Genomic DNA, 14518 nt, shown 5'->3' on the forward strand with positions numbered 1-14518 from the left:
AAGGGAAATTCTGCATGGCAAAATTCCCCCGAAGAGTCTCCCTCTATTTGGATTCAAAGGCATTCATGGATGCTCAAAAGGTATACCTAACCCCTGCACCGACCACATTGGAGCCGCCGGACATACCATCGAAGAGCCCGAATACGCCCGAGCGGTGATGAATTCGGGCAAACAGCGTCCACTCGGTCTGCTGCGGCACCTGCAATGCCAGTTCGAACATCAGGTAGTTGAGCAGACGTGAGGTACGATCATGTTTTTCCACCTCGATTTCCGGATCGTCAGTGGCATAGGAGAGGCCCTCGCCAATGGCAAAACTGGTATCCAGATAACGGTCCCAGGGAAAGGTCAGCCAACGCAGGCCAATCAAAGCATTGAATTCGAAATGATCCTGCAGTCCCCAATGTTTCACCACCTGCCCTTCGCCCTCGAGACGTAAATGACGTCCAATGTCTTTGATCTCCTTGTTTACAATCAGGGCGGAAACATAGGAATCGGCATACTCGCTGGGCGACAGGGTTTCCCTGAGAGTGTCATAACAGGCCCGTCCCCCAAAAAGGCCTACCGATCGGCCGTCCCCTGCAAAAGCCCTGTGCTGCACCACGAAAAGCAGCAGGACCGATAGGAAAAAAAACAATTGCTTCCCTTTCATAAACCCCCTCCTTGCCATTGCCGAATAAAGAAATGTATGGTTAAGAATATTCCACAGCAAAGGAAAATCAACAGCCGATCAGTAAGCAATGCCAAGCAAGGGGGTGATTTCATGCAAAGAGTTTTCAGCAGCCAGATTCTCGCCCTGGTTGAAAACATGAAGAATATACTGAGGATTCACGGCATCGAATCCAGAATTACCAATCAGTATCTGAGTGCCGCTGTCGGCGAGATTCCTCCCATTGAAGCCTGGCCGCAGTTATGGGTGGCGGATGAGGACTTTCAACCGGCAATAAGGATTATTGAAGAAGCTGAAAAGGATCATCCGGAGTCTCACGAGATCGTTATCTGCCCGCACTGCGGGGTGGAAGTCGAAGGACATTTCGCCGAGTGCTGGAATTGCGGTCGAAAAATCGATTGAATACCCGGTAACCCCCTTGGAGCAGGAGACATGGATAAATTTATCATCGGCGTCATATCGGATACTCACGGCCTGCTTCGTCCGGAAGCTCTGGAATCCTTGAAAGAGGCCGATCTGATCGTGCATGCCGGGGATGTCGGCAAACCCCAGGTTCTGGAATGTCTGCGAAGCCTCGCGCCGGTGGTGGCCGTGCGGGGGAACACCGATCACGGGGAATGGGCCCGGAATCTCCCATGGTTTGAAGCCTTTGAATGTGCAAAAACCTCGATCTACGTCCTTCACGACCTCAACGATCTGGATCTTGATCCTGCCGCCGGGGGTTTCGCCTCAGTCATCAGCGGGCATTCCCACCGTCCAGACATCAGTTGGAGAGATGGTGTTCTGCTGCTCAATCCCGGCAGTGCCGGCCCCCGAAGATTCAAGCTGCCGGTCAGCGTGGCTTTGATTCAGGTGCAGGACGGAAAGCTCACGCCTCGGCTGATCGAGTTGAACGTCGGAGATCAGTGACTGCCGGAGCGTAAAAAGGGGTTAATCGAAAACAGGGACCGTAGTCAGAAAGACACCTTTGCGAAGAGCAGGATCCCCTGGCGGTTGAAATCGAGGTCGCCGGGAAAATCGATTTCCAGGAATTCTCCTTCTTCATCCGTATCCACCGAGACGTTGAGGCTTTCATAGGCGAGGCCGATACCCAGATTCTTAAAGAGATCGTATTCCAATCCTATCCGGAAATCGATCAGGGTCCCCTCATAACCGGAGAATTCCAGATACATGGCGGCAATATTCGAAAAAAAGTTGAATTTTGGAGTGATTTGAAATTCGGTTCGCACAAAGAGGGCAGGAAAGGGTACGATGACGTCGTCAATTTCCGGTCCGTTCCCCGATCTACTGCCAATTTCAAATCCATATCGAACCGGCACCACATAGGTTCCCAGGCCGGTTCCCAGACTGACCCTATCGTCCTGGATCAGGGAGTAGCTGTAAAGGAGGCGATAAAGCTCGAGGTCCAACTCGGTTTTCACCCGGTTTTCCGGGAGGATGACAAATCCACCGACCGAGATCTCCCGGTTCAGGCGTTCATCGGATTCCCGATGATGCCGCACATAGGTAAAATCCAGCCGATGGCGCAGTTGCCGACCCAGGCGAAGATAAGCGTCGGCTTGAAAATCGAACTGGCTTTCCTCCAGGCCGAGCAGATCTTCGCCGTTGAGTTTTACCCCCTTGCGGTTCCCTATCCGCAATCCGAGATCACTCTCAAAGCCCGCGTAAACGCCACCCAGACGGATTGCGCCCCGTTCCCATGCATACCTGTCATCCGCCGCGTGGGCAACTTCACAGGCCAGGGCCAGAAACATCATGAGAAAAGCCAGCAGACCGAAGCTTCCTGTCCCAATGAAAAACCTTTTCCGCCCTGTCCAACCCTCAGGAAGTTCCATGGCCTGGTCCTTTTCTGAGATCGGGTGTATTTCGGGAGCTTGCTCAAGGTGAGATGTTTCTCACAGGATTTTAAACGGCGGAAAATGAATTTCAACAGTTCACAAAATTAGAAGTCTGGTTGTCAGTCTTCAGCTTCCTCTCCCTGTCTCCGCCAGAAACTCCCGGAGAATGCGGGCGGTGTGGGATAACTCCCCCTGCCGGGCCAGGTCTTCGGGGGTCCCCTGGGCCACCACCTGGCCGCCGCCATCCCCCCCCTCCGGTCCCAGATCGATCACCCAGTCGGCTTCTGCGATGATGTCGAGGTTGTGCTCGATGACCACCACCGTATTTCCGGCATTGCGCAGACGGTGCAGAACGCGGATGAGCTTTTCCACGTCGGCCATGTGCAGACCGATGGTGGGCTCGTCGAGCAGATAGAGGGTCGATTGGGGCCCTCGGACAGAGCGCCCCGGTGCGGCCTTCGATGCCTTGCCGGTTTTTGCCAGTTCGGTGACGAGTTTGATCCGCTGGGCCTCCCCGCCGGACAGGGTGGGGCTCGGTTGCCCCAGGGTCAGATAGCCGAGCCCGACGTCCTGCAGCAGTTGCAGGGCGTGGTGAATCTTCGGATGGGCGGCAAAGTGATTTACGGCCTCGTCCACACTGAGGGAAAGCACCTCGCCGACGTTTTTCCCTTTGTAATGCACTGTCAGGGTTTCGGGGGTGAAGCGGGCACCGCCGCAGGTCTCGCAGACGACCTTGACGTCGGGAAGAAAACTCATCTCGATCTTTTTCAGCCCCTGCCCCTCGCACTCGGGGCAGCGCCCTTCCTTCACGTTGAAGGAAAACCGGCTCGGCCCGTAGCCGCGCATCCGTGCTTCGGCGGTACCGGCAAAGAGGCGCCGGATGTCATCCCAGAAACCGACATAAGTGGCGGGGCAGGAGCGGGGGGTTTTGCCGATCGGGGTCTGATCGACTTCCAGGACCCGGCCGATCCGCTCCCAACCCTGAATAGCGGAACAGCCGCGCAGGGGCGGGTTGTCCTCCCCTCCTTTCGTTCGGGCGGATGCAAGAAGCAACCGCAGATTTTCGTGAAGCACCGAGCGGACGAGAGTGCTCTTGCCGCTGCCGGAGACGCCGGTGACGCAGACCAGCCGCTCGACAGGGATCGAGACGCTCAGATCCTTGAGGTTGTGCAGGCTGGCGCCGATGATTGCCAGGCGGGGGGCATCCGGGCCGGGCGGCTTAGGCCGGCTCCCTTCCAGGGGATGTTGCAGGGGGCGGGCGAGATAACGGCCGGTCAGCGATTCCGGATGGTTCATGATGTCCTCGACGGAGCCGGCCGCCACCACCCGGCCGCCGTTGACCCCGGCGCCGGGGCCCAGATCCACCACGTGCTCGGCGCGGCGGATCGTCTCCTCGTCGTGTTCGACCACCACGACAGTATTCCCCTTTCCCTCCAGCTTCTTCAGGGTATCGAGCAGCATCCGGTTGTCCCGCGGATGGAGTCCGATGGTCGGTTCGTCGAGGATGTAGCAGACGCCGCGCAGATTGGAGCCGAGCTGGGAGGCGAGGCGGATCCGCTGGGCCTCTCCCCCGGAAAGAGTCGGCGCCGCCCGGTCGAGAGTCAGGTAGGAGAGGCCGACCTCACGCAGAAACTCGAGCCGGCCCCGCAGTTCGGCGAGGATGTCGCGGGCGATTTCGGCACCGCGGCCCTCGAGCGGAAGCTGCTGGAAGAACTCCTCGGCGACCGACACCGGCCAGGCGGTGAGATCGGCGATGGAACGCCCCTGGAAACGGACGGCCAGAGCTTCCGGCCGCAACCTCTGACCGCTACAACTCGGGCAGGTCTGCTCGGCGCCCTCCCACCATTCGTTCCACCAGATCTCTTCTCCGGATTGCGCCTCATCGAAACCGGGCAGAACCAGTCCCGTGCCGTAGCAGTGGTCGCACCAGCCGTGACGGGAATTGAAGGAGAAGAGGCGCGGATCGGGCTCTTCGAAGCTGCGGCCGCAGCCCGGACAGGAGCGCCGGGTGGAGAAGATCGCCGCGGACCGGCCCAAAGCCTTTTCCTTGAAGGCACCTTTCGTAGGGCGTCGGAAACTTTTTTTCACCGGCGCATCGGCTTCCGTGGCGGCAGGGAGAATCTGTACCATTCCCTTGCCGTAGTCCAGGGCGCGGGACAGCAATTCCCGCAGTTCGGTTTCGGCCTCGGGCGTCACGGTCAATTCCCCTACAGGCAGCGCGATGTCATGTTCCCGAAAGCGGTCGAGACGGGGCCAGTCGTCGGTGGGGAGGAACTGACCGTCCACCAGCAGATGGGGAAATCCCTTGCCGGCCGCCCATTTGGCGAGGTCGGTGTAGTATCCCTTGCGGGCGGTGACCAGGGGGGCGAGGATGACGATCGGCGTTCCCTGAAATTCCTGAAAAGTCCGGGCCAGGATCATCTCCGGGGTCTGCGGCTCGATGGGGATGTCGCATTCGGGGCAGTACGGGGTGCCGAGCTTGACGAAGAGCAGGCGCAGGAAATGGTAGATTTCGGTCATGGTCGCCACGGTGCTCTTGCGGCCGCCACGGCTGGTACGCTGTTCGATGGCCACGGTGGGCGGGATGCCGTAAACCGCATCCACGTCGGGGCGGGAGGCGGGCTGCACGAACTGGCGGGCGTAGGCGTTAAGCGATTCCAGGTAGCGGCGCTGCCCTTCGGCGAAGAGGATGTCGAAGGCTACCGTACTTTTGCCGCTGCCGCTGATCCCGGTAATGACGGTGAACCGCCCGCGGGGGATGGCGAGATCGATATTGCGCAGGTTGTGCTCGCGGGCATGGACGATGCGGATCGCTTCTGGCGCGGGAATCGCGTCGGGCGGCGCGGGATTGGGAACGGGAACCAAGGCTGCCGATTCGTTTTGCAGAGCCTGACGGTAAATCTTCAGGGCCGTGCCAGTATGGCTGTGCGGATTCTCCACGATCTCGGCGGGAGTGCCGGTGCAGACCACTTCCCCGCCTGCCTCCCCCCCTTCCGGACCCAGGTCGACGATCCAGTCGGCCGCCCCGATCACGTCCAGGTTGTGCTCGATCACCAGCAGCGAATGTCCGTCGGCCAGCAGCATGCGGAAAGCTTCGAGGAGCCGGGCGATGTCGGAGAAATGCAGCCCCGTCGTCGGCTCATCGAACAGGAACAAGGTTGTGGGATTTTTATGACCTTGGACTCGGGACCCGGGACCCGGGACCGCTTTCCGGGACCCTGGACCGTCTTTCCGGCCTCGAGACCGCCTTTCCGCACCCGGGAGCGGTTTTTTGGCCAAATGCCCGGCCAGCTTGAGCCGCTGGGCCTCGCCACCGGACAGGGTAGGGACCGGCTGGCCGAGCTTGAGATAGTCCAGACCCACCGCCATCAGCGGCTCGAGCCCGCGCAGGACTTCCGGGGCATGGGCGAAGAAAGCCGCGGCCTCGGCCACGGTCAGCTCCAGCACCTCGGCGATGGAGCGGGCGGGACCGCCGCCGGGCGGATGGCGTTTCACCTCGAGGATCTCCGACCGGTAGCGCCGGCCGTCGCACTCCGCACAGCGCAGGTAGACGTCGGAGAGAAACTGCATCTCCACGTGCTCGAAGCCGTTGCCGCCGCAGGAGGGGCAGCGCCCGGTTCCCGAGTTGAAGCTGAAGGTGCCGAGGGTATAGCCCCGGTCCTTCGCCAGGGGTTCGGCGGCAAACAGCTTGCGGATGGCGTCGAAGGCCCCGACGTAACTGGCGGGATTGGACCGGGTGGTGCGGCCGATGGGGGTCTGATCCACCAGAACGACATCGGCGAAATGCTCATGGCCGAGAATCTCCCTGAATGTGCCGGGTGTTTCCACCGGTTTCCCCTTGATTTTGCACAGGCCGGGATAGAGGACCTGTTTCACCAGGGTCGATTTGCCCGAGCCGCTGACGCCGGTGAGGACCACCAGCCGGTTGAGGGGCAGGCGGACGTCGATCCCCTTCAGGTTGTGGGCGGCCGCGCCGCGTATCTCCAGGTGGGGAGCGGCCGGTTCCGGCGCCGCGGAGAGGGGCCGGGCAAGGACCCTTTTGCGGCCGGTCAGGTAGTGCGCGGTTTCGGAGGTCCGGGATTGGCGCAGCTCGGCGGGAGTGCCGAAAAAGACAATTTCACCTCCCCGTGTCCCCGGTCCGGGACCGATGTCGAGGATGCGGTCGGCGGCGAGCATGATCTGGGGGTCGTGTTCGACCACCAGCAGCGAATTGCCCGCATCCCGCAGCCTCTGTAAAACTCCGGCCACCCGTTCCATGTCCCGCGGATGCAGGCCAATGCTCGGCTCGTCGAGGACGAAGAGGGTGCCGACCAGGCTGGTGCCGAGGGCGGTGGTCAGATTGATCCGCTGCACCTCGCCGCCGGACAGAGTGCGGGACTGGCGGTCCAGGGTGAGATAGCCGAGACCGACCTCCGTCAGGTAGCGCAGGCGGGAGCGGATCTCGCCGAGCAGCAGGTCGGTGGCCTCGTCCAGCGGTTTCGGCAGCTGCAGGCGATCGAAGAACTCCAGGCAGCGGTCGATGGGGAGCAGCATGACGTCGTGGATGGTGAGCAAGCCAGGGGAGGGGCACCTTTCGGAGCCAGTCCCCTCGGAGCCTGTCCCGATCCGCCAGAGGAGGGCTTCTGGTTTGAGGCGCGCTCCTTCGCAAGCCGGGCAGGGGTTGTAGGCCCGGTAGCGGGAGAGGAGGACGCGGATGTGCATTTTGTAGCTCTTCGTCTCCAGCCAGCCGAAGAAGCGCTGTGCGCCGTACCAGAGTCCGTCCTCCCAGCTCCCTTCCCCCTCGATCACCCAGCGGCGCTGTTCCTGGGTCAGCTTTCGCCAGGGGACGTCCACCGGAACACCCCGTTTTTTCGCGAAGCGCAGCAGGTCGTCCTGGCACTCGCGATAACTTTCGGTCTGCCACGGTTTGATCGCCCCTTCCGCCAGGGTTTTCCCTTCGTCCGGTATCACCAGGCCGTAATCGACGCCGATGACCTGGCCGAAGCCGCGGCAGGTTTCGCAGGCGCCGATAGGGGAGTTGAAGGAGAAGAGGTTCGGTACCGGATCGGCATAGTGGAGGTCGCAGTCGGGGCAGTGCAGGTCGGCGGAGAAGCGCCACGGCTCGCCAACCGTGCCGTCCTCCGCGACCGCACGCACATCGACCCGCCCGTGCCCCGCCTTAAGTCCCGCTTCCAGGCTCTCGACGATGCGGTCCCGCTTGTCGGCGGCGAGACGGACGCGATCTTGGATCACTTCGAGATTTGATCGGTGCTCCGCATGGATGCGGGTGTAGCCTTGGCCGGCCAGCAGGTCCTTTACCTCCTGAACCGAGAAGTTATGCGGCACGGCGACGGGAAAGGTGATCAGCGCCCGGGGTTCGCCGACCGCCCGGCTCAGAAGCTGTCCGAAGATGCCGTCAGGGGTGTCGCGCCTGACCTCCCGGCCGCACCCCCCGCAGTAGAGCCGGGCCGCCCGGGCGAAGAGGAGCTTGAGGTGGTCGTTGAGCTCCGTCATCGTCCCCACGGTAGAGCGCGAGGTGCGTACCGGGTTGGTCTGGTCGATGGCAATGGCGGGAGGGATCCCCTCGATGCGGTCAACCTGGGGTTTGTCCATGCGGTCGAGAAACTGCCGCGCGTAAGGGGAAAAGGTTTCCACGTAGCGGCGCTGCCCTTCAGCATAGATGGTGTCGAAGGCCAGGGAGGATTTGCCGGAGCCGCTGACCCCGGTGACGACGATCAACTCGCCCAGGGGCAGATCGAGGTCGAGGTTTTTCAGGTTGTTCTGCCGGGCGCCGCGGATGAGGATGTTTTCTTTCTTGTCCATCTTAAAGGGCCATTCTGAAAACGGGGAGACAGGGGATAAAGGGCCGAATCGGCCGCTGATTCAATCTTCTAGATTAGGGCAAACAGGCGTGAGAATGCAATGGCGGGCAGTTGTGAGTGTGGCGGCGCGAGGAATGACGCGGCGGGTGATCTTTTTCTTCTGGTCAGGTGTTCAGATAAAGGTTTTCAAACTCCTGGTCGACGGTGCAGAAAGCCTCAACCACTTCCGGATCGAAGCTGGTTCCGCAGCTTTCGAGGATGATCCGTTTCGCTTCGGTATGGGGAAGGGGTTCCTTGTAGGGGCGTCTGGCCCGCAGTGCTTCGTAGACATCCACCAGGGCCATGATGCGGGCGCTCAGGGGAATGTCCTCCCCCTTGAGCCCGCAGGGATAGCCGCTGCCGTCCCAGCGTTCATGATGATATTTGGCGATGTCGATGCCCACTCTAAGAAAGGCGTTGCCGGGATATTCGGCAAAGACCGTTTCCAGAGTTGCTGCCCCGAGGACTGTATGGGTCTTCATGATTGCAAATTCCTCGGCGGTCAACCTGTCCTGTTTGAGCAGGATGCTGTCGGCGATCCCGACTTTTCCTACATCGTGCAGCGGGCTGGCGTGGTAGATGATGGTGATGAAGTCGTCGGAAATGATGTCCTCGAACCCCGGCCGCTTTGCCAGCGCCCGGGCCAGCAGCCGGCACAATCCCTGGACCCGTTCCAGATGCAGCCCGGTGTCGTCGTCGCGCATGTGGGACAGCTTGGCAAGGGCGAAGATCATGGCCAGCTGGGAGCGGTTGATCTCCTGCAACTGGTCGGCGACCTGCTGTTCGAGGGACAGATTGGCATCCTTCAACCGCTGCTGGGCCCGGCGCAGAAGCAGGTGAGTGTTGACCCGGGCCTGAACCTCCTCGATCTGAAACGGTTTGGTGATGTAATCGACTCCGCCGGCCTGAAACGCCCGGGTCTTGTCGATGCTGTCGTCGAGGGCGCTGATGAAGATGATGGGGATTTCGCGCAGGCTTGTGTCGGCCTTGAAGCGGGAGCAGAGCTCATAGCCGTCCATACCCGGCATACAGATGTCCATCAGGATCAGGTCGGGTGGCCGCTGGCCGGCGGCTCTCAGGGCCATCGCCCCCTGGGGGAAGGCGCTGACCCGAAATTCAGCTTTGCGCAGCAGATTGGTCAGCAGATGCAGGTTCTCCGGGGTGTCGTCCACGATCATGATATGGGGAGATTGCATGTCTATCCTCGCATTTTATCGGGCCGGAGAACATCCTGCTTCCGGCAGGCTCCTAGCCCAGCAGGTCGAGCAGCTTTTCGTATTCGTAGCGATCGGCCAGTTGAGCCAGGTGTATCTGCAGGGAATGGTTCTGCTCCCCCACATCCCTGATCAGCTCCGCGAAGTGAAGCATGTCCCCCTCTTCCACAGCCTGTTTAAGCGCCTCCCGGAGAGGGACCGGCAAATCCTGCAGCCGCGAAAGTTCCGGGTCGACGCTGGTCTTCGGGGAGCAATCGTCTGAGGCGTAGATGTAGCCTAGACCGCACAAGTCCTTCAGCAAGCCGTAAAGGTCCTGGAGTTTGAAAGGTTTGGCCAAAAAGGCATCCGCTCCTGCCTCTATCGCTATTCCGGCCGGATCCTTGTAGGCCAGGCCGCCGGCGGTGAGCATGAGGAGGCTTGTCTTGTCGCCCCCCCGCAGGGCCCGCAAACGGCGGGCGGTCTCATATCCGTCCAGGCCGGGCAGGTGAATGTCCAGCAGCACGGCGTCCGGTTGCAGGTCAGGAAAAATTCCCAGGGCTTCCTCTCCGCTGGAAACCGATTTTACCTCGAAGCCGACTACCGCCAGGCTCTGCTCAAGCATAACGCGGCTGACAGGATCGTCTTCGACAACCAGGGTCCGTACCGGCCGGTGTTCGGGGGCAATGGCCATCACCCGGCCGAGTCCGGCATTCGGTGCCCGCTGCAGTTCCTCTCCGGCGCACTCGTCCGCTTGAAAGGTAAATTGAAACCAACTGCCTCTGCCGGTGCCGCTTTCCATCAGCCGCAGTTCGCCCCCCATCCTTTCCGCATAGGCACGGCTGATCGACAGGCCCAGTCCCGTCCCCTCGCCGGAAGCCCGGCCGCTCCTGGTCTGCTCGAAAGCGCCGAACAGTCGGTTCAGCTCGGAAGGATCGATGCCATGGCCGGTATCCCTGATGTCGATGACAATGTGCCAGCTGACGTTGTCCGTTCTCGAACCGCCAACCTGCAGATCGATACCGCCTTCCGTCGTGAACTTGACGGCATTGGAAAGCAGATTGATCAGGACCTGGCGGAGTTTGGCCCGATCGGCGGCGAGGCATCTGGGCAGACTCTCGTCCATTTTCAGTTCAAACTGCAAAGCCTTCTTTTGACAGGAAAGCTTGAACATGGAAGCGATGTCGGCGAGCAGCTGCCGAAGATCAAGGGGTGCGGTCTGCAAGCTCACGTGTCCCGCTTCGATTCGGGACATCTCCAGAATATCGTTGATCAGTTCCAGCAGGTGATCGCCGCTACGATTGATGGTCTGAATCTGTTCCCGGTGGCCGGGATGCAGCATCTTGTCCTGCTGCAGCAATTGGGAATAGCCGAGAATGGCGTTCAGGGGGGTGCGGATCTCGTGGCTCATGTTGGCCAGAAAGGTGCTTTTGGCCCGATTGGCCGTTTCCGCCTCCTCGGCCAGTTGCTCGGCTTTGGCCGTGGCCGCCTGCAGCTGGCGGTTGGCTTCCCGCAGAGCCTCTTCCGCTTCCAGTCGACTGCGGATATCCATCATGCATTCCAGAAGTTTGACCCGTCCCTGAATGACGATCTGTTTGACGGTCTTCAAAATAGGGATTTGGGTGCCGTCAAACCGGAGCAAAAGCTTTTCCGAGTTGTCCACGTTTTGGTGAAGATCGAGGATCGGGCAGCAGCTCTCCTCGGAGGGGCAAAGAAAGCGATGACAGCGGTGGCCGATGATTTGGTCCTGTGTGCTGCCGATCAGTTGTACGGCGGCGGGATTGGCCCCCTCGATCGCGCGGGTCTGAGCGTCGATGATGACCAGAGGCACGGGCAGGCTTTCGATGAGAGTGCGCTGGATCTGCTCGTTTTCCCGCAGAGCGTCCTCCATCCGTTTGCGCTCGCTGATGTCGTGGAAGGCGGTGACCGCGCCGTGAAGTTCCCCCTCGCTCCAGAGGGGGCGGCTGGCGACCTTGACCGTCAGTATGGAACCGGATTGGTGGAGGAAGCTCTCTTCGCCGTCGTAGTTACGGCCCTCTTTGGCCGCGAGATAGAAAGGACATTCCTCCTTGGGCAGGAATCTGTTGTCGCTGTGGGAGTGGAAAAGGTCGTGGGCCGATTGCCCGAGCAGTGCCTGTTCCGCATAGCCGAGCGTTTTGCAGGCTGCCGGATTGACGTGCTCGATGGTTCCGTTGCCATCGGTGACGTATACCCCTTCGGCCAGGGCATCGTTCATGGCCCGCAGGTTGCGCTGCTGCAGCGACAGGGCAACGGCCCGGTTCTTCAATCCGAGCATGAGCAGGGTGATGACCGCCGCCACCAGCACCATGCTGGCCAGGTAGATATGGAATTCCTGAACGATGGTGCCGTAAATCGGATCGGGGGCGTAGGAGGCCAGGTAACCGGCCGGAATGCCGCGGGTGTCGAGAATCGGCAGGAGAGAGACAATGTAGGGGGCGCCGTCACTACTGGCATGGGTGGTCAGAGCCAGCCCCTGGCTCATGGCGGCCTGTACCTCCCGGTCCTGCCGCAACAGCCGGTTGATGGACGCAGCCTCCCCCGAAAGCCGCGGCGGACTGTCCGGCAGGATGCTGTTGGCGTCCTCGAGCAGGTAGTCAGGATGGAGGTCGGTTGGGCTGTAAAGCCATTGCTGTTCGGGAAAGACGTTGGGGGCTATCAGGTTGCGATTGAGCAGGAAGGCGTATTCGCGGGAGGAATCGAGTTCGGCCAGGGCGTCCCGAATTCCCTTGGCCGTCACACTGGCGCCGACGCAGCCGACCAGGCGTTCCTCATAAAACAGCGGATAAACGTAGCGGAAACCGGAGCGGACCTTGCCCGTTTCAAAGCCCTGCACCAGGTGTTTTTCCTCGGCAGCTTTGAGAACCAGGCGCTGAAAATAGAGTTGCCGATCTCCATAGCGGTCCGGTTTCTGAAAACGGAGTAGACTGGTACCGTCCGGCAGATAGAACTGCAGCTGAAGCGGGATCCCTTCCCTGATGGCCTGATGAGCCTGGAAAAGCCGTCGATAGAGACGTCCCCGGGTCAGGTCCTGCTCCTGACGGTCGGAGGAGGCAGCATCGAGGAGCTGCAGAACATCAGGTTGATCGATGGTGCTGACAAAGAAATTTTCGATCGCCAGCGCGTACATCTGCAGACTGGCGCGGTAGGCCGTATCCAGGGTGTTCTGGTGCTCGGAGAAGTGGCTGCCCAGTTTCTGCAGCAAGGTTCTGTGCAGAAACAGGCCGCCGCCGAGGGTGAGCCCCAGCATGCAGGCAACCAGCCCGTAGCGGGCGAGCAGCCGTTTGAGCAAAGCTCCCATCTAGAAATTGCCTTTGTCGGGGATTTCCACCCCTCCCAGTAGTTGGCGGACCGCATCGTAGTGGGAATCCTCTGCCGGAACGGCGCCGTAGCGGATGTTGTCGCCCCAGCTTTCCAGCATTTTTTTATCATCCCCCTGAGGCGCCAGTTCGACGATAGCTTGCCGGATGCGGGTTTGAAGCTCGGGTTTGAGAGTGGCCTTGTTGGCTACCAGGGCGAATCCCGGCAAAGGGGCCGTTTCGGTCAGCATCGACAGCCCCATGTGGGCGTACTTTCGTGCAATGGCCGTTTTCAGGCCTCCCAGGTCGAACTCGCCCCGGACCACTCCCAAGGCAACAGCGTCGTGTGTTCCCAGGTATCGGTAGCGGTTCTGTTCCAGGCTGCTGCCGTAGCGACGGAGCAGACCGTTGGTCGACAGGTAGCCGCAGGTGGAAAGGGACTGGGTCAGTGCGACCCTTTCTCCCGCCAGTCCCTTCAAGTCGGGCCGGGAATCGGCGAAGGCTACCAGGGAGCAGGTATAGGTGGCCTGGCCGGAAGCTTCCTTGAAATGGACCAGGGGTTCCGCCTGGGGATAGTTGGCCCGGAGCCGGACATAGGGCAGGGGCCCCTGGTAGGCCAGATCGATTTCGCCGTTGCGGAATTTTTTCAGGAGATCGTTGTAACTGTCGGCATAAACGTATTCGATGGTGATGCCGAGGCGCTCCTGCAGAAAATCGGTCAGAGGCCGGAACTGTTTGACCACGGTCTCGCGATTTTCCATGGGCAATGGAGCAAAGCGTACTTTTTCCTGAGCAAAGGATGTTCCGGCAAGGCACAAGCTTGCCAGGAGCAGCAGTCCAACGAATCGATGCATATCGTTCCCTCCGGTAAATTGCATGAAAGACTTTAGTATACTCGTTCAGCCTCATTAAATTGTCAACTCTGAACACAATTGCAGACTGGAATTGCCGGGCCGGGTTGAGGAACCCGATTGTCGGCGGGCACGGTTTCTTTTTCTGTTTTCCCCTTCGCAGCTGCATCTGTCTGTAAAGAAGTTAACCTGATCAGAAGAGGTAGACACAACCGCTTTTTACTTTCATGCGAAAAATGCCCGAAGAGGGGGATCGGGGAGGATCATGGAACACCTGTTTTTCGACAGCTGGTCGGTACTGCTGCGGACAATGGCGATCGGAGTCCTTGCTTATGCAAGTCTGATTTTTTTTCTGCGCGTGACCGGCAAGCGAACACTATCGAAAATGAACGCCTTCGATTTCGTGGTCACCGTCGCCTTCGGTTCGACCCTTGCCACCATCCTGCTCAGCAAGGACGTGGCACTGGCCCAGGGAGCGCTGGCCCTTGCCCTGCTGGTGGGTCTGCAGTATGTCATTACCTGGTCGAGTGTGCGGATCGGCTGGTTTCGGAGGCTGGTGACCGGTGAGCCCTCCCTGCTCTTTTTCGCCGGGGAATATCTGATCAAGTCCATGCGGAATGCGCGGGTCACCAGGGATGAAATTCGGGCGGCAGTCCGCTCCGCAGGATTTGCCTCCCTGGCCGAGGTAGAGGCGGTGGTCATGGAAACCGACGGGTCCTTCAGTGTTATCCGGCGCAGCGAAAACCCCGACTTTTCCAGTTTCGAAGGGATCACAAACGCAGAGCAGGCCAAGGAAAAAAGTGCCTGAGGGATTT

At 60.3% G+C, this 14518-nt stretch carries 9 protein-coding genes; 3 read left to right on the forward strand and 6 right to left on the reverse strand.

The features are described from left to right. Nucleotides 1–73: 73 nt before the first annotated feature. The gene (locus R2940_08180; protein ID MEZ4599751.1) at nucleotides 74–649 is read right to left on the reverse strand and encodes a hypothetical protein; all 576 of its coding nucleotides are present in this window, start codon (nucleotides 647–649) and stop codon (nucleotides 74–76) included. A 111-nt stretch (nucleotides 650–760) separates the two neighbouring features. Between R2940_08180 and R2940_08185 the strand changes: the two genes are divergently transcribed. Next, a complete protein-coding gene (locus R2940_08185) occupies nucleotides 761–1069 on the forward strand; it encodes a DUF2007 domain-containing protein (GenBank protein MEZ4599752.1) in 309 nt (102 codons plus the stop codon). Between the two features lie 30 nt (nucleotides 1070–1099). Beyond that, complete coding sequence (locus R2940_08190) at nucleotides 1100–1576, forward strand: metallophosphoesterase family protein (protein MEZ4599753.1); 477 nt, start codon at nucleotides 1100–1102, stop codon at nucleotides 1574–1576. Between the two features lie 44 nt (nucleotides 1577–1620). Here the strand turns inward: R2940_08190 and R2940_08195 are convergent, their stop codons facing one another. The 5 genes from R2940_08195 to R2940_08215 form a co-directional block, all read right to left on the reverse strand. Then, on the reverse strand, nucleotides 1621–2502 hold the full coding sequence (locus tag R2940_08195) for a hypothetical protein (GenBank protein MEZ4599754.1): 882 nt from the start codon (nucleotides 2500–2502) through the stop codon (nucleotides 1621–1623). A 129-nt stretch (nucleotides 2503–2631) separates the two neighbouring features. Next, the gene (gene uvrA / locus R2940_08200) at nucleotides 2632–8307 is read right to left on the reverse strand and encodes an excinuclease ABC subunit UvrA (GenBank protein ID MEZ4599755.1); all 5676 of its coding nucleotides are present in this window, start codon (nucleotides 8305–8307) and stop codon (nucleotides 2632–2634) included. Between the two features lie 163 nt (nucleotides 8308–8470). Further along, nucleotides 8471–9541: a response regulator gene (locus R2940_08205; GenBank protein MEZ4599756.1), complete on the reverse strand. Its 1071-nt coding sequence runs from the start codon at nucleotides 9539–9541 to the stop codon at nucleotides 8471–8473. A 52-nt stretch (nucleotides 9542–9593) separates the two neighbouring features. After that, nucleotides 9594–12854, reverse strand: coding sequence for a PAS domain S-box protein (locus R2940_08210; GenBank protein ID MEZ4599757.1), 3261 nt, complete (start codon nucleotides 12852–12854; stop codon nucleotides 9594–9596). Then, nucleotides 12855–13706, reverse strand: coding sequence for a PhnD/SsuA/transferrin family substrate-binding protein (locus R2940_08215; GenBank protein ID MEZ4599758.1), 852 nt, complete (start codon nucleotides 13704–13706; stop codon nucleotides 12855–12857). A gap of 262 nt (nucleotides 13707–13968) precedes the next feature. Between R2940_08215 and R2940_08220 the strand changes: the two genes are divergently transcribed. Further along, nucleotides 13969–14511: a DUF421 domain-containing protein gene (locus R2940_08220; GenBank protein ID MEZ4599759.1), complete on the forward strand. Its 543-nt coding sequence runs from the start codon at nucleotides 13969–13971 to the stop codon at nucleotides 14509–14511. Nucleotides 14512–14518 lie beyond the last annotated feature (7 nt).

Source organism: Syntrophotaleaceae bacterium, assembly GCA_041390365.1.
Lineage (GTDB): Bacteria > Desulfobacterota > Desulfuromonadia > Desulfuromonadales > Syntrophotaleaceae > JAWKQB01.

Coding starts and splice junctions, on each gene's coding strand:
- R2940_08195 (MEZ4599754.1), bottom strand. CDS start 2,502: ATGGAACTTCCTGAGGGTTGGACAGGGCGGAAAAGGTTTTTCATTGGG.
- R2940_08190 (MEZ4599753.1), top strand. CDS start 1,100: ATGGATAAATTTATCATCGGCGTCATATCGGATACTCACGGCCTGCTT.
- R2940_08205 (MEZ4599756.1), bottom strand. CDS start 9,541: ATGCAATCTCCCCATATCATGATCGTGGACGACACCCCGGAGAACCTG.
- R2940_08180 (MEZ4599751.1), bottom strand. CDS start 649: ATGAAAGGGAAGCAATTGTTTTTTTTCCTATCGGTCCTGCTGCTTTTC.
- R2940_08215 (MEZ4599758.1), bottom strand. CDS start 13,706: ATGCATCGATTCGTTGGACTGCTGCTCCTGGCAAGCTTGTGCCTTGCC.
- R2940_08210 (MEZ4599757.1), bottom strand. CDS start 12,854: ATGGGAGCTTTGCTCAAACGGCTGCTCGCCCGCTACGGGCTGGTTGCC.
- R2940_08220 (MEZ4599759.1), top strand. CDS start 13,969: ATGGAACACCTGTTTTTCGACAGCTGGTCGGTACTGCTGCGGACAATG.
- R2940_08185 (MEZ4599752.1), top strand. CDS start 761: ATGCAAAGAGTTTTCAGCAGCCAGATTCTCGCCCTGGTTGAAAACATG.
- uvrA (MEZ4599755.1), bottom strand. CDS start 8,307: ATGGACAAGAAAGAAAACATCCTCATCCGCGGCGCCCGGCAGAACAAC.